Genomic DNA, 20,339 nt, shown 5'->3' on the forward strand with positions numbered 1-20,339 from the left:
TCGCCGACTCCCACGGCGGGCTCGGCTACCTGCTCAAGGACCGCGTGGCCGACATCGACGACTTCCTCGACGCAGTCGAGCGAGTCGGCGCCGGCGGCACGGTCCTTGACCCCGAGGTGGTCCGGCAGCTACTCGGCCGAAACCGCCGGGCCGATCGCCTCGCGGCCCTGACAGAACGTGAACGCGGCGTGCTCGCCGGAATGGCCGAAGGCCGGTCGAACGAGTCGATCGCCGCTGCTCTGCACCTGTCCGAGAGCTCCGTGGAGAAGTACGTCGCGTCGATCTTCACCAAACTGAACCTAGTCACCGATCGTGACACCAACCGGCGCGTCCTCGCCGTCGTCACCTACCTGAGGTCCTGAACCCGCCGCCCGACGGGCGCCGACGGTCCAAGATGCCGGCGTACCCGGCTCGCAAGATCCGGCATACTGATCTGCCGCGATGAGGCGCGGTTGCCGCCTGCGCACCCGTTACCGGGCGGGGCCGGTGATCCTGGGCGACATCGGCTGAGCAGGTCCGGATGGATACTCGGATGCGTTGGTCGGCTGTTTAGCTGATCGTTGTCGGATGATGTTGCTGGTGCCCGCCGATGTGTTGCGCCCCCGCCGGCCAGACGAGCACTTCGCCGACGAGGCCGAAGCGGCCCGCCGGGCCGGAATCGATGTCGCGGTGATCGACCACGACGCCTTCGTTCGCGGACAGGCGGACGGGGCGGCAGTCGACAGGGTTCCCAAGAGTGCGGACGCGGTTTACCGGGGGTGGATGCTGCGAAGTGAGCAGTACGCAGCATTGGTGCGGGCCCTCGCGGGTCGCGGTGTGACCGTGCGGACCAGCCCCGAGCACTACCGGCGGGCACATGAGCTTCCCGGGTGGTACCCGGCGGTCGAACGCCACACTCCAGAGTCGGTCTGGACTTCCGGCGACGATCGCCGCGGCTTCCTTCACGCGTGCGCGGCCCTTGGCTGCGGACCTGCGGTGCTGCGTGACTACAGCAAGTCGATGAAGCACTACTGGCATGAGGCGTCGTTCATTCCGGACGTGGCCGATCGCGATGCGGCGTGGCGGGTGGCCAGCCGGTTTCGGCAGTTGCGCGGTGACGACTTCGCCGGCGGCTTTGTGCTGCGCCAGTTCGAGTCGTTCGTCGGGGCGGAGGTGCGGACCTGGTGGGTCGAGGGTTCCTGCCGCCTGGTCACCGCGCACCCCGATACCCCGGAGCACCAGCCACCCACAAAACTCGACCTGGCGGCCGTGGAAGCTTCGATGCGGGCCTTGGACCTGCCGTTCGTGACTGCGGATCTCGCGTTACGCGATGATGGTCGGTGGCGAATCGTCGAGATCGGCGACGGCCAGGTCAGCGACCGGCCGCGTAGCACGGCCGCTGCCGAGCTGATCGCGGCCCTGAACACCGAGGACCGCGCGCAGCCGACCCGATCCGGCGGCAACGTCCTCGACGGCGACGTCGGCCTGCATGCCTGGAAGCGGATGCTGGCCCGGCGGGAGTCCACGTGAGCGAACCAACCGCTGTTCCGTCGGTACCAGGTTCGCACATACACCTGCTCACTGACGCACACAACCCAGATCGCAACCAGCGCGACAGGGTCCCGTCGATAGTTTTGGCGGCGACCTCCAGTTCGTCGGTAGAACCGATTCGTCGTATGTCGTCCGGAGCCCAGATAGCAGCCATGATGCGAATTTCCCCTCATTCGTTCGCGTCCGTTGCGCGACACCCCAGACGAGGTCTTTGGCAGCCTGGAGACCTCGTGGGGCGTCTCAACGGTGGGTGAGCAAGGAGGGGCTCGTCACCAGGGCACATTCCCGGCGTCATCGAACAGCCCTCCGGTCGGGCCGTCGTCGGGCAGCGTGGCGAGCCGAATGGCGATCTTGGCGCCTTCTGCGGGCGTACTGGTTCCGTGGAAGCCGTTGAGATCGGTAGCGACGTAGCCGGGGCAGGCGTTGTTGATTTTGATATTGGTGTCACTCAGCTCCTTGGCGTACTGGATGGTGACCGCGTTGAGGAACGTCTTCGACGGTGAGTACGCCCCGCTGATCCCGCCGAGGTCGACACCCGGCGTGGTCTGCAAGGCCAGAGAAGCGACGTGGCTGGACTGGTTGACGATCCGCGGGCGATCGGAGCGGCGCAGCAGCGGCAGCATCGCGTTGATGACCCGGACGACGCCGATCACGTTGGTCTCCACCACCGCCCGCATACTCTCCGGCGTAACGGTCGAGGGCTTCTCCGGCCATACCCCGGCGACGCCGGCATTGTTGACCAGCACGTCAAGCCGCCCGGCACGCTCCTCGATCAGTGCAGCGGCGGCCACAACGCTCGCGTCGTCGGTCACATCGAGGAGCACACCGAACGCATCGACGCCGGCCGCACGCAGCTTCGCCACGGCGTCCTCCCGGCGCTGCTCGTCCCGGGCCCCGATTCCGACGCTCCAGCCCAGCGCGCCGAGCCCGGCCGCGATCTCGTATCCGATTCCCTTGTTCGCGCCGGTGATCAGCGCAATCGTCTGTTCGCTCATGCCGTTGATCGTGACCGGACACCGGCGGGGCACCAACACCGTCTGAGTCACGCAACGATACCCAGCCGATATTGATCCGACGGTAATCTGAACGGGTGGAGACGCGGGAGTTGCGGTACTTCGTTGCGGTCGCCGAGGAGTTGCACTTCGGCCGGGCCGCCCGGCGCCTGGGTATCGCCCAGCCGCCGCTGTCGCGGGCGATCACTCAGATCGAGCAACGACTCGGAGTCGCGTTGCTGGAACGCACCAGCCGAAAAGTCACCCTCACCGAAGCCGGATCAGTGCTGCTGGCCGAAGGCCGGGCGATCCTCGGCGCGCTGGCCGCAGCCGAGCGGCGCACCCAACGTGCCGCGACGAGTCAGCCCTCGCTCGTCCTGGCCACCAAGGCCGGCGCCTCCGGCGAACTGCTGGCAAAGTTGCTCGACGCGTACGCCGCCGAGCCGGGTGCCGTCGCCGTCGACCTGCTGCTCTGTGAATCCCAGCCCCAGCAGATGCTGCATGATGGCCGGGCCGACGTGGCACTGCTGCATCAACCCTTCGACTCGACGGCCGAACTCGACACCGAGATTCTGAACACCGAGGGACAGGTCGCCATCCTTCCTGCCTCGCATCCGCTCGCCGACAGATCCCACGTCCGGACGGCGGATGTCAGTTCACTGCCGGACCTCCCGCTTGCCCGTTGGCCCGGCCCCGGCGGCACCTATCCCGAAGGCCCCGGAGCGGAAGTACGCAACCAGACACAGCTCTTCCAGTTGATCGCGCTTGGCCGCACCACCGTGGTCCTGCCCGAATCCTGCCGCGCCAACCTGCTCGAAGGCCTAGCCGCCGTGCCGGTTCTCGACGCGCCGACCGTGACGACCGTCATCGCCTGGCCGCCACACAGCCGCTCCCGAGCACTCGCCGACCTCGTTCGCGTAGCCACACGCCTCTGAGCCTCTTCAGCAGGCACGACATGGGGGCAAGACCGGTGGCCCGGTCGGAGATGATGTACATCGTCGAGGACGACCAACAGATGTCCTTGGTGCTCGCTAGCCAAGTGAGAAGCCGGTCGGCCGCCTGCTCAACGTCTTCTTGTGGGCCGAGAACTGCCCGGGCCGCTTCCGCGTAGGTCGCCAGGACCAGGTCCCGCGACGATGCCGTCACCCAGATGACCACTGCGGCAGCTGTTCCTTGGCTGCGGATGACGTTGACTGCGAACTGTGTTTTGCCGACGCCGCCGAGACCGGTCAGGACGACTGTCTCCCCGAGTAAAGAGTCCTCGAAGAACCCGCTGCGGTCCTCGACGCGGCCCGGTGACCCGGCCCGGGGCCGGCCGAACCGCGCCACGCCCGCTCCGTCGTCCGCCAGCGTTGCCGCGCCGTAGGCGTGCGGTATCGCTCCTCCCGGGCGGTGCGCACCCGGGAGGCCGGTCATCCGACGGCCGTCGCCTCGTCGCCTCGGACCGCAGCGGCGAGGGCTCCCCGCCTGCGCAGCTGCTCAGGGGCGTCATCGGCGACGACCCGCCCGCCGTCGAGGACGATGACCCGGGCGGCGCGAGATTTTCATTGCTCTTGAGCAAGGCTGCTCCTGTGATCCGCCTGACCGCGGCGGGCGCGGCGGCGGGGTCGGGGTGCGATGGCCATGTCTTTGACGTGTCGGCCGGCTTGTCGGGGCAGCGGTTGACGGGCCGCCCTGGGCGGGGGTGGCGCGCCGCCTCGGGAGCGGTGGATCCGCCCGGCGGCGCCTCAGGTTCGGCGTACGGCCCGGACGACGTCCAGTGGTCCGACCTCGCCGGTCAGGCCCGCCTCGGTCAGCTCGGTGAGCAGGGCATCGGCCGGGATGACGTGCCAGCGGTAGTCGGCGTGGTCCTCGCGCAGCGCGGTGCCGTCGGCGTCGAGGACCCGGTAACGCATCCGCCAGGTCACCGCGTCGGGGCCGGACGGCTCGGCGGAGCCGCCGCCCTCGTAGGTGTGGTGGCCGACCGGAACGGTGCCGAAGACCGAGAACGGGACCGGTGTCGGTTCCGTCGGCGGTTGCAGGTTGAGCACCAGCGGCGCGCCGGGGGCGAGGCGCTCGGCCACCCGGCGCAGGAACGCCCGGCGCCCGTCGGGGTCGAGGTGGCCGATCATGTTCATCGCCAGCACGGCGCCGAGGCGGGCGGGTAGGTCGACACCGAGCGCATCACCGGCGACCACGGTGACCCGGCGCCGCAGGTCGGGTCGGGCGGCCAGGCGGGACAGCAGCACCGCCCGCAGCGCCGGTGACGGCTCCACCGCGACCACGTCGCCGTCCGGGACGGCCGCGGCGAGCACCTCCGTGCCGAGGCCAGTGCCGGCGCCCACGTCGAGCAGCGTCGCGTCACTTGCCGCGTCGCGCAGCGCCAGCGCCACCGGCGTACGCAGGGCCTGCCAGGCCGGCTCGCTGAGCAGGTGCAGGTACTCCCCGGAGGTCTGGTACTCGTCGCTCATCCCGCCACCATAGTGGAAACCGTTCCCGTTTCCGTTGTCGGTTGGGGGCTTGAGGCCCGGGACGGGTTCCGAGGGCGAAGGCGGTTTAGAAAACGAAAACCAGTGCCGTTAAGCTGTGGCGCGACCCCTCGACGAAGGAGACTCTGATGGCCGTTCCGAAGCGGAAGATGTCGCGGTCGAACACGCGGCACCGACGGGCGCAGTGGAAGGCGAACGTGCCGCAGCTGACGCCGTGTCCGTGCCCGCGCAAGGAGATGGTGGTGCCGCACCGGGCGTGCGTGCACTGCGGGTTGTACAAGGGGCGTCAGGTGGTGGATCAGCCATGACCGGTCGCCTGCCGGTGACGGTGCTGTCCGGGTTCCTCGGCGCGGGCAAGACCAGTCTGCTCAACCACGTGCTGGCCAATCGGGACGGGCTTCGGGTGGCGGTGATCGTCAACGACATGAGCGAGGTGAACATCGACGCCGCGCTGGTGCGCGACGGTGGGTCGTTGTCGCGCACGGAGGAGCGGCTGGTCGAGCTGACCAACGGCTGCATCTGTTGCACGTTGCGCGACGATCTGCTCGACGAGGTTGCCCGCCTGGCGCGGCAGGGCCGCTTCGACTATCTGCTGATCGAGTCCAGCGGCATTTCCGAGCCGATGCCGGTGGCCGCGACGTTCGCCTTCGGTGTGGAGGACGGGCAGGTCCTCGACGATCTGGCGCGCTTGGACACCACGGTCACGGTGGTCGACGCGGCGGGCGTGCGGGGCATGATCAAGGCGGGGGAGAGCCTGGAGGCCCGTGGGCTGGCCGCCTACGAGGGCGACGATCGTGGCATCGCCGATCTGCTGGTCGACCAGATCGAGTTCGCCGACGTGCTGGTGGTCAACAAGACCGACCTGATGGCCGCGGACGAACTGGCGGTGGTGCAGGCGCTGCTGACCCGGCTGAACCCGGCCGCCCGGCAGGTGCCCGCCGTGCACGGGCGGGTGCCGCCGCGGGAGATCCTGCACACCGGTCGGTTCGACCTGGAGCGGGCGGAGACCGCACCCGGGTGGGTGGCCGAGCTCAACGGCGGGCACGTGCCGGAGACGGAGGAGTACGGCATCTCCAGCATCGTGTTCCGCGACCACCGGCCGTTTCATCCGCAGCGGCTGTGGGACCTCCTGGCCAGTGGACTGGACGGCTACGGTGTGGTCCGGTCGAAGGGGTTCCTGTGGCTGGCCAGCCGCCCGGACGTCCAGGCGCTGTGGTCGCAGGCCGGGCCGTCCGGGCGGTGCGACCCGGTCGGCGTCCCGGTGGTGGTGTCCGGCGAGTGGCCGGATGATCCCGACGAGCGGGCCGAGGTGGAGTCGCGCTGGCATCCGGTCTTCGGTGACCGGCAGCAGGAACTGGTCCTCATCGGCGTCGGCCTGGACGGCGAGCGCCTGCGGGCGGCGCTGACCGCCTGCCTGCTCACCGACACCGAGATCACCGCCGGACAGGACACCTGGCGGGCCCTTGCCGACCCGTTCCCCGAATGGGACCTGGGCGACCTGCACGACCACGACCATGCCGAACCGGTCCCGGCCTGACGATGCCGAGCACCCTCGACCCGGACGATGTCGCCCGGTGGCGGCGCGACTGGGAAACCATGATGCGCCACTACCAGCCCGGCCGCGACGACCTCCTCGCCGCCGGTCTCACCGCCGTCGAACAGATCCACGGGCGCCCACCGGAGCGGGTGCTCGACGTCGGGGGCGGGCCGGGCACCACCGCCGAGGCGGTCCTGGGACGGTGGCCCGACGCGCACGTCACCGTGCTCGACGTCGACCCGGCCCTCCTGGCCCTGGCCGATGCGGCCCTGCCCCAGGTGCGTACCGTCCGGGCCGACATCAGCTCAGCACGCTGGCTCCCGCCCGCCGGCGGCCCGTACGACCTGGTGCTGGCCCTGGTGACCGTGCACTACCTCCCCGAACAGCGGATACACGACTGGTACGCCGAGGCCCGACACCTGTTGCGCCCGGACGGGCTGCTCCTTGTCGCCGACGCCATGCCCGAAGCCCCGGTGTCCCCGCGGCGCCAGGGCTGCGGCACCGACCCGTGGATTGCGTGGTGGACCAGGCTGGCCGAGGAACCGGTGATGGCACCGCTGCTGAACGAGCGGAGGGCCGCGCTGAGCGGCTTGGACCCGGCCGAATTCGTCGCGCCGGCCGACTGGCACGGCGAGACGGCCCGTCGGGCCGGATTCACCCACGCGACGGCGCTCCACCAGCGCGCCGGTCATGCCCTCATGGCGTTCCGCCGATGAGCAGCCCGCCGCCGGAGGGCGCCAACGTGACCGTCGCCTACTGCGACGGGCACCGCTGCCGCGCGCTACGCCACCGCAGCCATCTGCGTGTGTCCGAGGGCGAGCCGGAGAATCTCACCGAGGTCCTCCGGCAGGCGGTCCGGGCCAGTCGCGGTGGTGTCCTGATCCGGGCCGAGTGCCTCGGCGTCTGCCACCGCGCGCCCGCTCTGCTCCTGCTCGCCGGCAGCCGACCCGCGCAACGGCGCGGACTGCTGATCGGTCCCGTACAGGAGCCCCAGCACATCGATGCGGTCGTCGAACTCATCCGGCGGCGGACAGTTCCGAGCCATGATGGGACCGGTGGTCGAAGGTGACCGTTGAGGTGTTCGAGCTCATTCCGGCCGAACGTGCCGGCGCCGCGACCACCGACGCTGCGCGGACGATCGATCCTGCCCGACCAGCCGGCGGCGGCCCGACCTTGACCACCGCAATCCGGGTCGCCGTCGCGATGCCACAGCCCGCCGCCGCGCGTCCGGAAGGACCGTCGTCGCGATGCCGTGCGGCGAGCGTACGGGCGAGGCAGGGCGTCGATCGCAGCGACGCATAATGGTGGCATCGCAGTCAGAAGGCGAGCGCCAAGGCGCCGCGCAGACGACGGCTGCCAGTACAGGAGGATCCGATCACGGTGACCCAGGCGATGCCGAACGTGACCCGCAACACCCGCCAACGTGGCGAGGTGCTGGCGCTGCTGCGCGAGGTCGAGGGATTCCATTCGGCGCAGCACCTGCATCAGATGCTGCTCGCCCGGAAGGCGCGGGTCGGCCTCACCACCGTGTACCGGACGCTGCAGCTGCTGGTCGAGGCCGGCGAGGTCGACTCCACTCGGCTGCCCGGCGGCGAGCAGTTGTTCCGCCGGTGCAGCCAGAGCAAACACCATCACCACCTGGTCTGCCGCCAGTGCGGACGCACGGTGGAGGTCGCCGGGCCCGCCGTGGAGCGATGGGCCGATCAGTTGGCCGCCCAGCACGGCTTCACCGACGTCGGCCACATGCTGGAGATCTTCGGCCGCTGCGTGGAGTGCTCCCGCTGATCGTTGCCATCATTCGTGAGGCGGCCCGTAGCTCGACCGGATCGGTGCCGTGCGGCTGCCCGCGTTCGGCGGCACGGTCGTGGCCTCGTGCCGACGAAGCCATCGAGCCGCGGTTCTCATCAGGTCGTCGCGGTGACCCGGCCACCCCTCGTCAGTCGGATCGAGGAGCCGGTCCCACGCGTCGAGGTCGGCGGCGGTGAGCAGGCCGGTGAGCCGCAATCGGCCGACCCGCCTGCCGAGGGCTTCCAGGATGGCCCGCCGGTGCGGGTCCACCGCGACGACCGGCCGCAGACCAACATCCGGGCGATGGCCAGCGCCATCCCGGCGGCGCCGCAGCCGACGTCGCCCGCGAGCCGGTCGCCGACGTCGCCCGCGAGCCGGTCGCCGGGGGCGACCAGCTCGCGGGCGACCGTCAGGGACCAGGCCCGGTCCCGCCGGACGGCGTCGACCAAGTGCGGTGCCAGCTCGGTCCAGTCGACCGGCGCATCTGTGCTCATCTGCCCTGGGGTCCGCGGCGGGCGTACTTCTGGCGGAACTTCTCGACCCGGCCGGCCGTGTCGAGCAGGCGCTGCTTGCCGGTCCAGAAGGGGTGGCTGGCCGAGGAGATCTGGACGTCGATGACGGGGTAGGTGTTGCCGTCGGTCCACTCGATCGTCTGGTCGCTGGTGGCGGTGGAGCGGGTGAGGAAGGCGAAGTCGGCGCCCTTGTCGCGGTAGACGACGGGGCGGTACTCGGGGTGGATGCCGGGCTTCATGCGGGCTGTACTCCTTCGGTGTCGGTGTCGGTGTCGGTGTCGGTGTCGGTGTCGGTGTCGGTGTCGGTCAGCTCCTCCGCCCCGAGGGGGAAGCAGCCGGCGAAGGGGTCGTGGTAGGTGCGCCAGGTCTCCTCGCCGTCGGCGAGTTCGGCGTCGGTGAGCAGGCATCCGGTGAGGGTGCGGTGCAGGTCGACGGGGTCGATGTCGAGGCCGATGAAGACCAGGTGCTGGTGCCGGTCGCCGTAGTAGGGGTCCCAGTCGAGGGCGGCGGCGAGGCGGCGCTGGTCCTCGACGTGGTCCCAGCGGTCCTCGGGCAGGCTCACCAGCCAGTGCCCGAGGGATCCCATGGCCAGGCCGCCGCCGGCGAACTCCCAGGCCACCACCGTGTCGGGTTGGCTGGCCAGCCAGAAGTGGCCCCGGGAGCGGATGACCTCGGCGTTGACCTCTTCGAGGACGTCGTGCAGGCGCTGCGGGTGGAACGGGCGGCGGGCCCGGAAGACGGCGGAGACGACTCCGCAGTCGGGCTCCGGCTCGTGCGCGCCGAGGAGGTAGCCCTGCAGACCACGGGCAAGCACCCCGGGGGTCTCCGGACGGTGCCGATGGGTGTGGCGCAGCTGGCGGGTCAGCGTGCCGGCGTCGACGAGGTCGCCGTCGACGCGGAGGTGGGTCGCCCATGGTGCCATCCGCTGCAGCAGGATCGACATTCGACCGGTGTCGAATTCCCCCTCCCGGGACTGTCCCCAGAGCACCAGGGTGTCGGCGTACTCAATCTGGCGGACCACGACGTCGGCCAGCGCGCGGTGGTCGTTCTCGGCGGCCTGGATGCCGAGCGTCGTGAGGTCCTCGGTGCTGGCCAGGCCGTCGAGCAGGTGTTCGGCGTCGAGGACGGTGACGTAGGAGTCGACCCGGATGAGATCGGTGATCGGTGCGCCGTCGACGAGGCAGTGGGCGCAGGCGGCGGCGACCGCCTCCGGCTCCACCACCTCGGGCAGCATCAGCACCAGGTCCCGGCCGGGGTGCGTACGGGTGAGCCGGACGAGGGTGGGCAGCACGTCCTCACGCAGGGTGCAGGAGACACATCCGTGCCGCAGCGCAACCTGCTCGTCCTCGACGATGCCGGTGCCGGAACGGACCACTCGGCGGACGACGCCGTCACGGATCCCGGTGAGGTCGTGCCGCACCAGCAACAGCGACTCGTCGGCGGCGAGGAGCGCGCGGGCGACGGCGAAGGTCACTGCCGGCCAGAACCCGGACAGCACGGTCAGCGACGGGCGGGTGTCCGCGCCGGCCGTCGGCGTGTGGGTCGGGGCCTGTGGTGACGACGACATCGGATTCCTCTCGACTTACTTGAAAACGATTGTCATTCTAAGCACATGGAAGCCGCCGGAGCGAACGGTGATGTGCAGACCCAGGTGGTCGAGGCGCGGCGCGCAGGCGACGTCCGCAGCGTGGATGTCCACATCCGGCGATTGCGCGCCAAGATCGGCACCGATCTGCCGGTGGTGACAACGCTGCGCGGTGTCGGCTACCGCTTGAGCGCCCACTGCGCCGTCGAGATCGTCGACGACCCGGCGTGGACGTGACCGAACGGCTGATGCAAGACTGAAAATCATTGTCGTTATCGTTACGGCTCAGATCAAGGAGCGACCACTGTGTCCAGACGCTGTGACGTCACCGGCGCGAAGCCCAGCTTCGGCAACGCCGTGTCCCACTCCCACCGGCGCACCCGCCGCCGGTGGAACCCCAACCTGCAGAACCACCGCTACTGGCTGCCCTCGGAGCGGCGTTGGGTCAGCCTCACCCTGACGGCGAAGGCGCTCAAGACCGTGGACCGTAAGGGCATCGAGACTGTCGTCGCCGAGCTGCGCGCCCGGGGAGTGAAGCTCTGATGGCCCGCCAGACCGATGTCCGCCCGATCGTGCGGCTGCGCAGCACCGCCGGTACCGGCTACACATACGTCACCCGCAAGAACCGCCGCAACGATCCCGACCGCCTGGTCCTGCGCAAGTACGACCCCGTCGTGCGCCGGCACGTCGAGTTCCGCGAGGCCCGCTGATGGCCAAAAAGAGCCTGGTCAACCGGCAGTCGCGCCGGCAGGAACTGGTAGCGAGGCACGCGCAGGCGCGGGCGGAGCTGAAGCGGCTGGTCGCTCACCCGGATACCGACCCGGACGTACGCGCCGAGGCGGTCCGCCGGCTCAGCCGGCTGCCGCGTGACTCCAGCCCGGTGCGGCTGCGGTCCCGGGACCAGATCGACGGCCGCCCGCGTGGGGTGCTGACCCGGTTCGGGCTCTCCCGGGTCCGGTTCCGAGAGCTGGCCCTGCGCGGCGAGATGCCGGGAGTGCGCAAGGCGTCGTGGTGATGTCACCACGTGTACCACCGCGAGCAGGTGCGCGCGATGTGAAAGGGAGGAATGAATGCGACGGTGAGGGCTCGCGGCTTCGCGGCCCTGGTCGCGGGGACGGTGGTGGTCGCCGGCACGGTGCTGGCGCCCATGGCTGCAGCGGCAGCGGCAGCGGCGGCGGCCTCGGCAACAGCGCGGTGCTGGGATCGGCACCGGGCGGTGCCGGGCGGGGTACCGCACAGCTGGGTGCGGGGCTGCGGCTGAGCCTGCCCACCGAGACGGCCGCGGGAACCTACACCGCTACCCTCACCCTCACCGCGATCTGATCGCCCGAACCCGTCCGGTGGCCGTAAGCCGGCCGCCGGACGGTCGCGGGGCGGTCGGGCCGTTGTCGCGACCCGCCCGCCCCGCCTCTCGTACTTTCACGAACGGAAACCGTCTCCCCCATGCGCCTGCTCGCCGCCATCGCCACCGGCATCGCCCTGCTCGGCGCTGCCCCGGCACCGCCCGCTCCGACGCCTGGCGCATCGTCGGCTCCGTCGGCCGTGACCTGGGGTGCGGCACCGTCGACCGCGAAGGGCCCGAACGGCCGGCCGGCGTTCACCTACAAGCTCGACCCCGGCGCCACCCTGACCGACTACGTCGCGGTCACCAACCACTCGACGCGCCCGCTCACCCTGAACCTCTACGCCAGTGACGCGTTCACCACCACACAGGGTGGCTTCGACCTCCTGGTTGGTGGCCAGCAACCCACCGATGTCGGCGGCTGGGTCCGCCTGGCTCAACGCAGCGTGGCTATCCCGTCGACGTCCCGCCTGAACGTCCCGTTCACCCTGACCGTGCCGGCCAACGCCACGGTCACCGAGTTACGAGACGTCCCTTACGACCTCGTGCACGGTTGTCTGGAGTCGCCGTCTCCTCGGGGATTGGCCGCTTCATCGGTGGTGGGCTGTGGCTGGTAGGGCCTTCGGTCGCTTGGTGGTGTGTTCGGTGCGGTCGGTGTGTTGGTGGTCGGACAGCAGGCCTGCGATGGCGCGGATGGTGGCGTCGAAGTGTTCGCGTCGGCCGTGGTAGCGGGCCAGGATCCGCCAGTTCTTGAGGTGGCCGATGACGTGCTCGACTCGGATGCGCTGTGAGGAGTGCCGTTTTCGAGCCGCGTCGTGGGCGGCGATGACGCTCGTTGGCAGCGACTTCTGGCCTTTCCGTGGTTTGGGTTTTGGGGTGATCACCGCGCCGGCGGTGTCTGTACCGAGTCCTTGGTAGCCGGCGTCGGCGAGGACCTGAACCCCGATCGGCGTGTGGAGAAGCAGGTCGACGAGGCCTGCGGTCCGTGCCTGGGTGATGTCGTGCATAGAGCCCGGCCGGGTCTCGCCGCAGAAGAGCAGCCGACCGGCCGGATCGCAGATCACCAGGGCTTTCATCGTGTTCAGCCGGGCCTTGCCGGATACGAAGCGGTCCCGGCCTGCCCGGCCCTCGACCGGTCGGCGGACCCGCACCTCGGTGGCGTCCATCAACGCCTGCGGGTGGTGGCCCAGGTAGGCCACCACGTCCGCGAGGGTGCGTAGCCGCACGCCGTCGGGCACCCGGCAGCCACGCTCGGCCAGCAGCGGCCGCACCTCGGCGACACTGCGGGTGATCGTCGAGCGGTGCACTCCGAACCAGGCGGCCACCACGTCATGGGTCAACCCGTGCCGTAGATGCACCAGCGTGGCCAACAGGCGATCCCTGAACGCGAACCGGTGTTTCGCCCCAGCGCCAATCCCGCACCGACGCGCCCGCGCGGCAAGCCGATCGCGGTGCCGGGCCTGCCAGCGCGGCGCCAGCTCCACAACCAGGCCCTCGATCACCAGCCGGGACAGCCCCGTCATCCGACGATTCATCATGATCGCAGCACCAACCATGCCAGGAACAACGACCATCGATACTTAAAGATCCGCAACCGTGCACGAGGTCGTTAGAGCGTGTCCTGCGAATCAACGTAGCCAGAGCATGATCGCGGCGATGACAACCAAGGACCGGTAGTAGACGGCCCGTTTCGCATACCTGGTGGCCAGGTCCCGGAACTGCTTGAGCCGATTAAAGCACCGCTCCACGACGTTCCTGCCCTTGTATGCCTCGGCGTCGAACCCGACAGGGGCGCCCGCCCCGGGAGCCCCGGCGAAGCCGGTGGGCGGCGTGGTCCTTTTTTCAGGAGAGACCAGTCGGATCCCGCGCTTCCTGAGGGCACGGCGGGTGGCGGGGCTGGAGTAAGCCTTGTCGGCCAGCACGCAGTCTGGTCTCTTCCTCGGTCGCCCGGGGCCGGAGGTCTTGACCCTGACCTGGTCAAGCAGTGGCAAGAGCTGGGGGTTGTCCCCGGCCTGCCCGGGCGTGAGCAGCACGACCACGGGCAGACCTCGGGTGTCGGTGGCCAGATGGATCTTGGTGCTCAGTCCGCCGCGCGAGCGGCCGAGGGCCTCCCCGGGTTGCGCGAGACCCTCGATCTCGGCTGCGTGGCAGGCCCCCGTTTTCCGGGCGCCGGCCGCGTGCTGGTGTGCACGCACCACGGTGGAGTCGATCGAGAAGATCCATTCGATCTTCCCGGCGTCGCCCTCACGGGTCTGGACGTGGGCGAGGATGCGGTCCCAGGTTCCGTCGGTGGTCCACCGCCGCAAGCGTTCGTGCAAGGTCTTCCAGGGCCCGTAGCGTTCCGGGACGTCCCTCCAAGGTGCGCCGGTGCGCAGCTGCCATAGGATGCCGTCGACGACCTGCCGGTGGTCGCGCCACTGCCCGCCCTTGCCGGAGGAAGGCAGGAGGGGGCCGATCAGGTCCCACTATTCGTCGGTGAGGTCGTCACGCCCAGTCATGTCGTGCTCTTCCTCAGGAACTGGTGCGTGCGCCTTTTGCCACGGTCCCGCGCTGTACCCGCCAACGCTCCAGCCCCGCGATGGCCTTGTCGCGGGCCTTCCAGGCCCACAGTGCCCCGCCTGCTGCGGCCAGCACCTGGGCGAGGCCGGTAGCGACCAGGACAGGGCCGGTCCCGGCCCACCCGATGAGCGCGCCGCCGACGAGCAGGCCCAGGGAGGACCCGCCCGAGTGCAGGACGGTCTGCACGGTGAACGCCGCCCTGCGTTCCGCCCCGGTGGTCTGCTCGCTGATCAGAGCGTTCAGGGCCGCGATCCCCCACGGCATGGCCACCCCACCCACCGCTGCCAGTGCGGCGATGACGGCCAGGCTCGGCGCCGCCGTGGGGAGTAGGACGAACGTGGCCCCGAGCACGACCCAGGAGACCACCATCAGCGGCACCCGTGGCAAGCGGTCGATGACCAGTGGGACCAGGAGCGAGGTGATCACGGAGGCGGTCCCGTACCCGCTCATCCCGGCAGCGATCAACGCGCCGGGCTGGCCGTGCTCGACGCCGAGAACGGCCAGGCCCAGGCTGAACCCGAACCAGCAGACCCCGCCGACCCCGGCCATGAGGACCCCTGCGGCGACCTGAGGGTAAGACCGCACCACGTCCAGCGCAGAGACACCCTCGGGCGTCTCGCCCTCCGGGGTCGGCTCGTGCCGGTGGGCTGCGGGGACTGCGAGCATCACCACGGCCGCCAGAGCGACGACGAGGGCCTCGCACCACAGCAGAGGCTGCGCGCCCCACGCGACGACGAGCCAGGCCCCGGCGGGCGGGGCGAGGATCATTGAGACCCGGTGGGCCAGGTCCTGCCAGGCCAACCACCGAGCCGAACCTGTCTGGCCGCCCTGGGCCAGGTGCACGTCGGCAAGGTCGGCAACCAAGGCCCGCTGTGCCGGCCCCAGCAGCGCGCCCGCTGCTCCGGTCACCAACCCGGAGGCGCACAACGCGAACACGCCGACCTGCCCAGCCAGTGCCGCCACCGGCACGACGGCCAGACCGGCAGCGTTCACGGCCATCACCGCTGCCAGGGCCCGTCCGGAGATCAGCCGGTCGCGCAGTCCCCGGCCCCACCACCCCACCGTCAGCAGGGGCAGGCCGGCCATCCCACCGACCAGCCCGGTGGCCCAGACCTCGCCAGTCTCGGCCAGTGCGACCAGGGGCAGGGCAACCGCGGTCATGCGGGTCCCGATCCAGGTCACGAACGTGATCACGGTCAGCAGCAGCAGAGATTTTCTCACGTCCTCGATCCTGCGTGGGCAACGTCACCGCAGGTAGAGAACACTCGGCGAAGCCTGCTCATACACTGTGGGCATGACCTCCCGCCTGAGCATCGAGGACCTGACGCTGGCTGAGGCCGTCGCCCGCCACGGCTCGGTCGGTGCGGCCGCGAAGGAGTTGCTGACCACCCAGCCGTCGGCGTCCCGTCGGTTGGCGGCCCTGGAACGCCGACTCGGGACCCGGTTGTTCGACCGTGACACGACAGGGGCTCGGCCTACCCCGGTCGGGAGGGAACTGGCCCGTCAGGCTGCCCGCCTGCTGGCCGAGATCGATGCGCTGCCCGACCAGGTCCTGGCGGCCACCACCGACGCGCCCTCTCTGGCCGTCGGCACGATCCAGGCCCTTGCTCCGATCGTGTTCACCGCCCTGGACGTCGAGCTGCCCGGCGTGACGGTCCATCCCGAGGTCGACCACGGGCCGGTGCTGGTTCAGCAGATCCATGACGGCCTGCTGGACGCCGCGATCATCTCGATCGCCGAGCAGACCAGCCTGCCCCGCGGGCTGCAGCGCACGCTCCTTGGGGTCTCGCCCCTGGTCCTGGTCCTGCCCGAAGGAGCAGCACCCCCGCGGGAAGGAAAGCGGCCGCTGGCAGGTCAAACGGTGCTCTATTCCACGATCAACCTGGCCGGTGAGATTGTCCGAGCCAAGCTCTCCGCCCTCGGAGCCGCTCCGCAGCTCGGCCCCACCATCGAGGCCACCCTCCGTATCGCCTGCCACCGCCAGACTCCGGCTCTCGTGCCGCTCCTGGCAGCCCGCTGGTGGGCCAATCCCGGCGATCAGCTATTGCCCTCCCCAGTACCGGGCCAGGTCACGATCTCTCTGATCACCCGGCCACCCCAGCCCGCTGTCCTAACCCAAGCTCTGCCGGGCATCACCGAGGGGATTCTCGGAGCCAGCCCTGATTCACAGGACACGCCCTAGTCGCGGTGCAGGCTACCCGTCAGCCCTCACGCTGGCACGCCCGACACGACGTCCGCGACGTTGCCCTGGTAGCAGGTGGTGGTGGAAATGCTGGGGGCGTTCACCGTCGGGCCGTAGACGATGTACCGCTGGCCCGTCTGCACGTTGCGGCACTGGATCTGGACCCGGTAGCGGCCGGTGTCGCACTGGGCGGTACCCCGGCCGTAGTAGTGGTTGCTCCCCTCGTGGACCCACTCCGCCCACGAGACGCAACCGGTGACACCGACTGTGGGCAGCGGGTCCTCGACGGGGTACACGCCCTCGGCGACGTTGCCGCTGTAGCACTGGGTAGTGGCCGTGCCGGGAGCGTTCACCGCGTAGCCGCCGTAGACGACGTATCCCACGCCTGTCTGCAGGTTGCGGCACTGGAGCTTGACCTTGTAGCGGCCGGTGGCGCACTGCACGTTGCCGCGGCCGTAGTAGTAGCTGTTGCTGCCCTCCTGGACCCACTCCACCCACGTCGTGCAACCGGTGGGGGCGACCTGGACGCCCAGGTCGGAGTGCGCCACCGTGCGGGCCTGGGCCGTGGCGGCCTGGATGGGAGCGGCCTGGACGGGGGAGGCCTGGGCGGGAGTGGCCACGGCGGAAAGGCCGAGAACAGCCGCCGCGACCAGCGGAAGTGAATGCCTGAACAAGTCTGTCTCCTGACGGGAGCCGGGGGAATTCGCCGAACGGCAGGGACCATATTAAGAAGCGCTTTGAAGGACGTCTATAGATCGACGGAAAAACGCGCTTTTGTCGGCCACCCCGAACACCGACTGCACACCTTGACGACGGCACTGCGCCGGCTGTCAGCGAGTGCGTCGATACGAATGCCTCCAGGAGACTCCACACGCACAAAATCACGATCACGCTGGCCGCGTTGCTGGTGCTTGCCGGCTGCACGTCGTCGCCGACGGGTCGCCTTACCCGAGAACACCGGACCTGCACCGTCCGCCGCGCTCCCCGATGGGACTGACGACGACGCGTACACCGGTCCCGGCCTGATCGGCCGGACGACCGACGACTGGGAAGTCACCGTCGTCAGCGACGATCTCGTACCCGTGGGAAGTCAGGATCTCCGATCAAACCATCATCGTGACCGAACTCGACGGCACCATCGCCATGATCGGGCCCAACGGCACCCTCACCCGCCACCGCGTGCAGACTTCCGACCTGGTCGTACGCAACGGCGGCAGTGGACCGATGGGCCTCGCCCTCGCCGACGACTTCGCCGACACCGGGACCGCCTACGTCTACTACACCTACGATCCGGGCACCGGCCTGACCAACCGCACCGCCGAACTCGCCTTCGACGGCAACGCCTGGGACCGAGCGACGTGTATTTCTCGACCGCATCCCGGGCCACGAGCTCTACAACGGCGGCCGCCTGGCCATCGGAGTCGATGGCCACCTCTACGCCACGACCGAATGGCGGCACGACAATGCCGTACCGCAAGATCTCGACAGCCTCGCCGGGAAGACCTTGCGTTTGACCACCGACGGCCGGGTCCCGGCCGACAACCCCTTCGACGATTCGTACGTGTACTCCTACGGGCACCTCAACCCGCAAGGCCTCGCCTGGGACGCGGCCGGCCAGCACTGGTCGTCCGAACACGGCGAATCCGGCCACGACGAGATCAACCGGATCGTCGCCGGCGGCAACTACGGCTGGCCGCTGGTGCAGGGCGACGAACAGCGCGACGGCATGTACGCACCTCATGTCCAATCCGGCAGCAACACCTGGGCGTCCTCCGGCATCGCCTTCGCCGGCGACGACCTGTTCATCGCCGCGCTCAGCGAGCAGATCCTCTACGTTCTGAACAACGCCACCGGCACGCTCGAACCCACCTTCAGCTCCGGAGAACGCGCACGAGCGGTCCTGCCGTACCAAGACTGCGTCTATGTCACCTCGACCAGCACGTCGCCGCGGCCAGACAGCCAGTCCGACGACGCCGACAGGCTGCTCTGGATCCGGCCACGCGGATGAACATCTGGTCGTCGACAGCGCCATGCCCGCCGTCGAACAACGGGGCCCAAGCGTCCCACCGGGCTGATCAAGCACCGGGGTTCCTTACCTGACCGACCGGGCTTCCCGTGATACGCGCAAGCGGAGGATCGGGCACATCGGGACCTTGCCCTGACCGGCCGATCTGACTCGCCCAGGCGGCACGGTGGGGGAGTGGCTTCCCATCGCGTCGCAGCGCGGCACCCCCACGCCTTCACCGTCGTCCTCCCCACCCCACCCGAACCCATACGGAAAAAGGAGGCTGTGGGCCACCGACGGCGACACCAGCCACATCATCTGCATGCCCGGCATTACCCGCGGCCAGATCGACGCGTTCGTCGCCGACGTGGCCGCCGTCGCACCACCGAAGTCGATCCCGCAGCCCCGGCTCTCGCCCGAATCGCCCACCAGCATCACTTGGGCACTGACAGTTTCATCTGCCGGCATCGTCTACCGATCCACGGAGCCCGGACCTGCCGCGAGGTGAACGAGATGCCCGACCGCGAGCTGATGCCCGACAGCGCGTCAGCAAGCCGTCCGCTTGACTGGAGCTGCGCATACTGAGAGCAGCGATAGGTGCACGGGCTGTCAATCGGGCTTATGGCGCTCACCAGGCGGAGGTCGACATGCGTTGGCTCATGGTTCTGATCATCGTGTTGGCGGTCGTTGCAGCGGTCTGGCTGTGGCGTCGTTCCCAGCAGAAGGCATCACTCGACGATGGCCAGATTCGTAACCTGCAGGCGTCGACTGAAGCCCGCAGACGACTTGACGAACACCGGAACCCGAGTGACGGCAGCGCAGGCAGCGGCGCGGGTGGGGTCGGTGGTATCTGAGGCATGTAAGGCATGTCCTCGATCAGCAACCCAGGCGGCGGCGATGAGGACCAGGCCGGCCCAGTAGGGTCGGACACCGGACCACTGGCGTGCGTCCGCGGGGCGCCCAGGTGTGGGCCTTGGGCGGCCGAAGCGTGTGACCTGCCTCGTCCTGGAAGCAGATCCACGCTCCACGCTCGGCCGCCGCTATTTTTGCCTGCGGCCACACCTCCCGCCGCCTCGTCGCGATCGCCGCCTCGTCGCGTTCGACCGGTCGATGCTTCGGGACCTGCGGGCTGAACCCGATGCGGTGCAACAACAACGACACCCCGCAGGGGGTACCGCTGCCGGAACAGCCGGGCGATCAGCTCCCGCCACCCGGCCCAGGGTCCAGCGCTGGTCCTCGACCCAGCCGTGCGCGGCCGGCCCCTCCTCCAACGCGGTGGCAAGCTGACCCAGTTGCTCTAATACTCCAACGTCACTTTGCCTGTCTGCGCTGGTAGTGGGATCGTCGGGCTCGGGCTTGGGATTTTCGTCGCCAGGTTGACCAGTGCAGGGTGTGCGCTGGTGATAGCGGTGCGGTGAGGACGAAGGCGTTGAGGAGCCGGCGGATCTCAGCGACGGTCAGCGCGATGATCTCCGGGTCGGCGTCGGGTCGCTCGACGGTGATGGCGGCGAGGATGGTCAGGACGGCCAGGGCGAGCATGGCCAGCGTGATGAAACGGTGCCAGCCGGTCCAGCTACGGACCTGGTAGTGGTCCAGGCCGGCCTGGCCTTTCCCGGTCTGGAACAACTCCTCGATGCCCCAGCGGGATCCGGCGACGGTCACGAGGGTGTGCAGCGGCACCGGGCGAGGTGACCAGCACAGGTAGAAGGCCAGCTTGCCGGTGCTGCGGTTACGGCGGATGATAAACCACCGATGCTCATCAGGGTGTGTGGCAATGGTGATCCAGGCCCACAGGTAGTCGCGGGGACCTTTTGCTCCCGGCCCGCAACTGTGCAACTG

Annotated in this window: 24 protein-coding genes and 6 pseudogenes; 17 read left to right on the forward strand and 13 right to left on the reverse strand. The window is 69.5% G+C overall.

Translation table 11 applies throughout. From position 1 onward, the window contains the following. The coding region (locus ACGF5G_RS34890) for a LuxR C-terminal-related transcriptional regulator (RefSeq protein WP_393271080.1) at positions 1-362 on the forward strand (362 nt) is incomplete at its 5' end. 205 nt (positions 363-567) lie between these two features. Continuing rightward, on the forward strand, positions 568-1,509 hold the full coding sequence (locus ACGF5G_RS34895) for an ATP-grasp domain-containing protein (RefSeq protein WP_393271082.1): 942 nt from the start codon (positions 568-570) through the stop codon (positions 1,507-1,509). Between the two features lie 26 nt (positions 1,510-1,535). On the opposite strand, the pseudogene ACGF5G_RS34900 reads toward ACGF5G_RS34895, so the two are convergent. Both ACGF5G_RS34900 and ACGF5G_RS34905 read right to left on the reverse strand, forming a co-directional pair. Beyond that, a pseudogene (locus ACGF5G_RS34900) lies at positions 1,536-1,703 on the reverse strand (hypothetical protein); the annotation flags it as partial. Positions 1,704-1,799: 96 nt separating this feature from the next. Next, positions 1,800-2,525, reverse strand: coding sequence for an SDR family NAD(P)-dependent oxidoreductase (locus tag ACGF5G_RS34905; protein ID WP_393271083.1), 726 nt, complete (start codon positions 2,523-2,525; stop codon positions 1,800-1,802). 95 nt (positions 2,526-2,620) lie between these two features. Here ACGF5G_RS34905 and ACGF5G_RS34910 point away from each other — a divergent pair, with 95 nt between their 5' ends. Then, the gene (locus tag ACGF5G_RS34910) at positions 2,621-3,457 is read left to right on the forward strand and encodes a LysR family transcriptional regulator (protein ID WP_393271085.1); all 837 of its coding nucleotides are present in this window, start codon (positions 2,621-2,623) and stop codon (positions 3,455-3,457) included. A gap of 792 nt (positions 3,458-4,249) precedes the next feature. Here the strand turns inward: ACGF5G_RS34910 and ACGF5G_RS34915 are convergent. Continuing rightward, a complete protein-coding gene (locus tag ACGF5G_RS34915) occupies positions 4,250-4,972 on the reverse strand; it encodes a class I SAM-dependent methyltransferase (protein WP_393271087.1) in 723 nt (240 codons plus the stop codon). Between the two features lie 146 nt (positions 4,973-5,118). On the opposite strand from ACGF5G_RS34915, the gene rpmF reads away from it, so the two are divergent. From rpmF to ACGF5G_RS34930, 3 genes are read left to right on the forward strand one after another with little or no spacing between them, the layout of a single operon-like run. Beyond that, entirely contained in the window at positions 5,119-5,298 is a 180-nt protein-coding gene (rpmF, locus tag ACGF5G_RS34920; protein ID WP_393271089.1) for a 50S ribosomal protein L32, read from the forward strand. Continuing rightward, a complete protein-coding gene (locus ACGF5G_RS34925) occupies positions 5,295-6,527 on the forward strand; it encodes a GTP-binding protein (RefSeq protein WP_393271091.1) in 1,233 nt (410 codons plus the stop codon). The genes rpmF and ACGF5G_RS34925 overlap by 4 nt, the downstream gene beginning before the upstream one ends. Positions 6,528-6,529: 2 nt before the next feature. Beyond that, positions 6,530-7,243 (forward strand): class I SAM-dependent methyltransferase, encoded by a 714-nt coding sequence (locus tag ACGF5G_RS34930; RefSeq protein ID WP_393271093.1) that lies wholly within the window; start codon positions 6,530-6,532, stop codon positions 7,241-7,243. Positions 7,244-7,308: 65 nt separating this feature from the next. Here ACGF5G_RS34930 and ACGF5G_RS34935 read toward each other — a convergent pair whose 3' ends face one another. Continuing rightward, entirely contained in the window at positions 7,309-7,572 is a 264-nt protein-coding gene (locus ACGF5G_RS34935) for a hypothetical protein (protein ID WP_393271095.1), read from the reverse strand. Between the two features lie 347 nt (positions 7,573-7,919). On the opposite strand from ACGF5G_RS34935, the gene ACGF5G_RS34940 reads away from it, so the two are divergent. Next, on the forward strand, positions 7,920-8,312 hold the full coding sequence (locus ACGF5G_RS34940) for a Fur family transcriptional regulator (RefSeq protein ID WP_393271117.1): 393 nt from the start codon (positions 7,920-7,922) through the stop codon (positions 8,310-8,312). A gap of 119 nt (positions 8,313-8,431) precedes the next feature. Here ACGF5G_RS34940 and ACGF5G_RS34945 read toward each other — a convergent pair whose 3' ends face one another. From ACGF5G_RS34945 to ACGF5G_RS34955, 3 genes are read right to left on the reverse strand one after another with little or no spacing between them, the layout of a single operon-like run. Next, positions 8,432-8,809, reverse strand: coding sequence for a hypothetical protein (locus ACGF5G_RS34945; RefSeq protein ID WP_393271097.1), 378 nt, complete (start codon positions 8,807-8,809; stop codon positions 8,432-8,434). After that, a complete protein-coding gene (locus tag ACGF5G_RS34950; protein ID WP_393271098.1) occupies positions 8,806-9,066 on the reverse strand; it encodes a type B 50S ribosomal protein L31 in 261 nt (86 codons plus the stop codon). Before ACGF5G_RS34950 ends, ACGF5G_RS34945 begins: the two co-directional genes overlap by 4 nt. Further along, the gene (locus ACGF5G_RS34955) at positions 9,063-10,394 is read right to left on the reverse strand and encodes a CobW family GTP-binding protein (protein ID WP_393271100.1); all 1,332 of its coding nucleotides are present in this window, start codon (positions 10,392-10,394) and stop codon (positions 9,063-9,065) included. The genes ACGF5G_RS34950 and ACGF5G_RS34955 overlap by 4 nt, the downstream gene beginning before the upstream one ends. Positions 10,395-10,439: 45 nt before the next feature. Between ACGF5G_RS34955 and ACGF5G_RS34960 the strand changes: the two genes are divergently transcribed. From ACGF5G_RS34960 to ACGF5G_RS34980, 5 genes and pseudogenes are all read left to right on the forward strand, one after another. Further along, complete coding sequence (locus ACGF5G_RS34960) at positions 10,440-10,649, forward strand: helix-turn-helix domain-containing protein (protein ID WP_393271101.1); 210 nt, start codon at positions 10,440-10,442, stop codon at positions 10,647-10,649. A gap of 69 nt (positions 10,650-10,718) precedes the next feature. Next, positions 10,719-10,955 carry a 50S ribosomal protein L28 gene (gene rpmB / locus ACGF5G_RS34965; protein ID WP_393271103.1) on the forward strand — a complete coding sequence of 79 codons (237 nt, stop codon included), beginning with the start codon at positions 10,719-10,721 and terminating at the stop codon, positions 10,953-10,955. Beyond that, positions 10,955-11,122, forward strand: coding sequence for a 50S ribosomal protein L33 (gene rpmG, locus ACGF5G_RS34970; protein ID WP_013287204.1), 168 nt, complete (start codon positions 10,955-10,957; stop codon positions 11,120-11,122). Before rpmB ends, rpmG begins: the two co-directional genes overlap by 1 nt. Further along, positions 11,122-11,427: a 30S ribosomal protein S14 gene (gene rpsN / locus ACGF5G_RS34975; RefSeq protein ID WP_393271105.1), complete on the forward strand. Its 306-nt coding sequence runs from the start codon at positions 11,122-11,124 to the stop codon at positions 11,425-11,427. Before rpmG ends, rpsN begins: the two co-directional genes overlap by 1 nt. A gap of 428 nt (positions 11,428-11,855) precedes the next feature. Next, a pseudogene (locus tag ACGF5G_RS34980) lies at positions 11,856-12,266 on the forward strand (WxL protein peptidoglycan domain-containing protein); the annotation flags it as partial. 78 nt (positions 12,267-12,344) lie between these two features. Here ACGF5G_RS34980 and ACGF5G_RS34985 read toward each other — a convergent pair. From ACGF5G_RS34985 to ACGF5G_RS34995, 3 genes are read right to left on the reverse strand one after another with little or no spacing between them, the layout of a single operon-like run. Then, entirely contained in the window at positions 12,345-13,328 is a 984-nt protein-coding gene (locus ACGF5G_RS34985; protein ID WP_393271107.1) for a transposase family protein, read from the reverse strand. A gap of 54 nt (positions 13,329-13,382) precedes the next feature. Then, on the reverse strand, positions 13,383-14,213 hold the full coding sequence (locus ACGF5G_RS34990) for an IS5 family transposase (RefSeq protein ID WP_393271119.1): 831 nt from the start codon (positions 14,211-14,213) through the stop codon (positions 13,383-13,385). 52 nt (positions 14,214-14,265) lie between these two features. Next, positions 14,266-15,534 carry an MFS transporter gene (locus ACGF5G_RS34995; protein ID WP_393271108.1) on the reverse strand — a complete coding sequence of 423 codons (1,269 nt, stop codon included), beginning with the start codon at positions 15,532-15,534 and terminating at the stop codon, positions 14,266-14,268. A 73-nt stretch (positions 15,535-15,607) separates the two neighbouring features. Here ACGF5G_RS34995 and ACGF5G_RS35000 point away from each other — a divergent pair, with 73 nt between their 5' ends. Further along, complete coding sequence (locus ACGF5G_RS35000) at positions 15,608-16,495, forward strand: LysR family transcriptional regulator (RefSeq protein WP_393271109.1); 888 nt, start codon at positions 15,608-15,610, stop codon at positions 16,493-16,495. A 26-nt stretch (positions 16,496-16,521) separates the two neighbouring features. Here ACGF5G_RS35000 and ACGF5G_RS35005 read toward each other — a convergent pair whose 3' ends face one another. Next, positions 16,522-17,169, reverse strand: coding sequence for a hypothetical protein (locus tag ACGF5G_RS35005; RefSeq protein ID WP_393271111.1), 648 nt, complete (start codon positions 17,167-17,169; stop codon positions 16,522-16,524). A 397-nt stretch (positions 17,170-17,566) separates the two neighbouring features. On the opposite strand from ACGF5G_RS35005, the pseudogene ACGF5G_RS35010 reads away from it, so the two are divergent. The 4 genes and pseudogenes from ACGF5G_RS35010 to ACGF5G_RS35025 form a co-directional block, all read left to right on the forward strand. Beyond that, positions 17,567-17,815, forward strand: a pseudogene (locus ACGF5G_RS35010) (PQQ-dependent sugar dehydrogenase); the annotation flags it as partial. 52 nt (positions 17,816-17,867) lie between these two features. Beyond that, positions 17,868-18,503, forward strand: a pseudogene (locus ACGF5G_RS35015) (PQQ-dependent sugar dehydrogenase); the annotation flags it as partial. Positions 18,504-18,713: 210 nt separating this feature from the next. Beyond that, positions 18,714-19,008 (forward strand): annotated as a pseudogene (locus tag ACGF5G_RS35020) (hypothetical protein); the annotation flags it as partial. A 139-nt stretch (positions 19,009-19,147) separates the two neighbouring features. After that, positions 19,148-19,354, forward strand: a complete 207-nt coding sequence (locus ACGF5G_RS35025) for a hypothetical protein (protein ID WP_393271113.1) — start codon at positions 19,148-19,150, stop codon at positions 19,352-19,354. 22 nt (positions 19,355-19,376) lie between these two features. Here the strand turns inward: ACGF5G_RS35025 and ACGF5G_RS35030 are convergent, their stop codons facing one another. Both ACGF5G_RS35030 and ACGF5G_RS35035 read right to left on the reverse strand, forming a co-directional pair. Then, entirely contained in the window at positions 19,377-19,661 is a 285-nt protein-coding gene (locus ACGF5G_RS35030; protein ID WP_393271115.1) for a winged helix-turn-helix domain-containing protein, read from the reverse strand. Between the two features lie 150 nt (positions 19,662-19,811). After that, a pseudogene (locus ACGF5G_RS35035) lies at positions 19,812-20,339 on the reverse strand (IS701 family transposase); the annotation flags it as partial.

The organism is Micromonospora sp. NPDC047730 (assembly GCF_043204765.1).
Lineage (GTDB): Bacteria > Actinomycetota > Actinomycetes > Mycobacteriales > Micromonosporaceae > Micromonospora.

Coding starts and splice junctions, on each gene's coding strand:
- ACGF5G_RS34895 (WP_393271082.1), top strand. CDS start 568: ATGATGTTGCTGGTGCCCGCCGATGTGTTGCGCCCCCGCCGGCCAGAC.
- ACGF5G_RS34905 (WP_393271083.1), bottom strand. CDS start 2,525: ATGAGCGAACAGACGATTGCGCTGATCACCGGCGCGAACAAGGGAATC.
- ACGF5G_RS34915 (WP_393271087.1), bottom strand. CDS start 4,972: ATGAGCGACGAGTACCAGACCTCCGGGGAGTACCTGCACCTGCTCAGC.
- rpmF (WP_393271089.1), top strand. CDS start 5,119: ATGGCCGTTCCGAAGCGGAAGATGTCGCGGTCGAACACGCGGCACCGA.
- ACGF5G_RS34925 (WP_393271091.1), top strand. CDS start 5,295: ATGACCGGTCGCCTGCCGGTGACGGTGCTGTCCGGGTTCCTCGGCGCG.
- ACGF5G_RS34930 (WP_393271093.1), top strand. CDS start 6,530: ATGCCGAGCACCCTCGACCCGGACGATGTCGCCCGGTGGCGGCGCGAC.
- ACGF5G_RS34935 (WP_393271095.1), bottom strand. CDS start 7,572: ATGGCTCGGAACTGTCCGCCGCCGGATGAGTTCGACGACCGCATCGAT.
- ACGF5G_RS34940 (WP_393271117.1), top strand. CDS start 7,920: ATGCCGAACGTGACCCGCAACACCCGCCAACGTGGCGAGGTGCTGGCG.
- ACGF5G_RS34945 (WP_393271097.1), bottom strand. CDS start 8,809: ATGAGCACAGATGCGCCGGTCGACTGGACCGAGCTGGCACCGCACTTG.
- ACGF5G_RS34950 (WP_393271098.1), bottom strand. CDS start 9,066: ATGAAGCCCGGCATCCACCCCGAGTACCGCCCCGTCGTCTACCGCGAC.
- ACGF5G_RS34955 (WP_393271100.1), bottom strand. CDS start 10,394: ATGTCGTCGTCACCACAGGCCCCGACCCACACGCCGACGGCCGGCGCG.
- ACGF5G_RS34960 (WP_393271101.1), top strand. CDS start 10,440: ATGGAAGCCGCCGGAGCGAACGGTGATGTGCAGACCCAGGTGGTCGAG.
- rpmG (WP_013287204.1), top strand. CDS start 10,955: ATGGCCCGCCAGACCGATGTCCGCCCGATCGTGCGGCTGCGCAGCACC.
- rpsN (WP_393271105.1), top strand. CDS start 11,122: ATGGCCAAAAAGAGCCTGGTCAACCGGCAGTCGCGCCGGCAGGAACTG.
- ACGF5G_RS34985 (WP_393271107.1), bottom strand. CDS start 13,328: ATGGTCGTTGTTCCTGGCATGGTTGGTGCTGCGATCATGATGAATCGT.
- ACGF5G_RS35000 (WP_393271109.1), top strand. CDS start 15,608: ATGACCTCCCGCCTGAGCATCGAGGACCTGACGCTGGCTGAGGCCGTC.
- ACGF5G_RS35025 (WP_393271113.1), top strand. CDS start 19,148: ATGCGTTGGCTCATGGTTCTGATCATCGTGTTGGCGGTCGTTGCAGCG.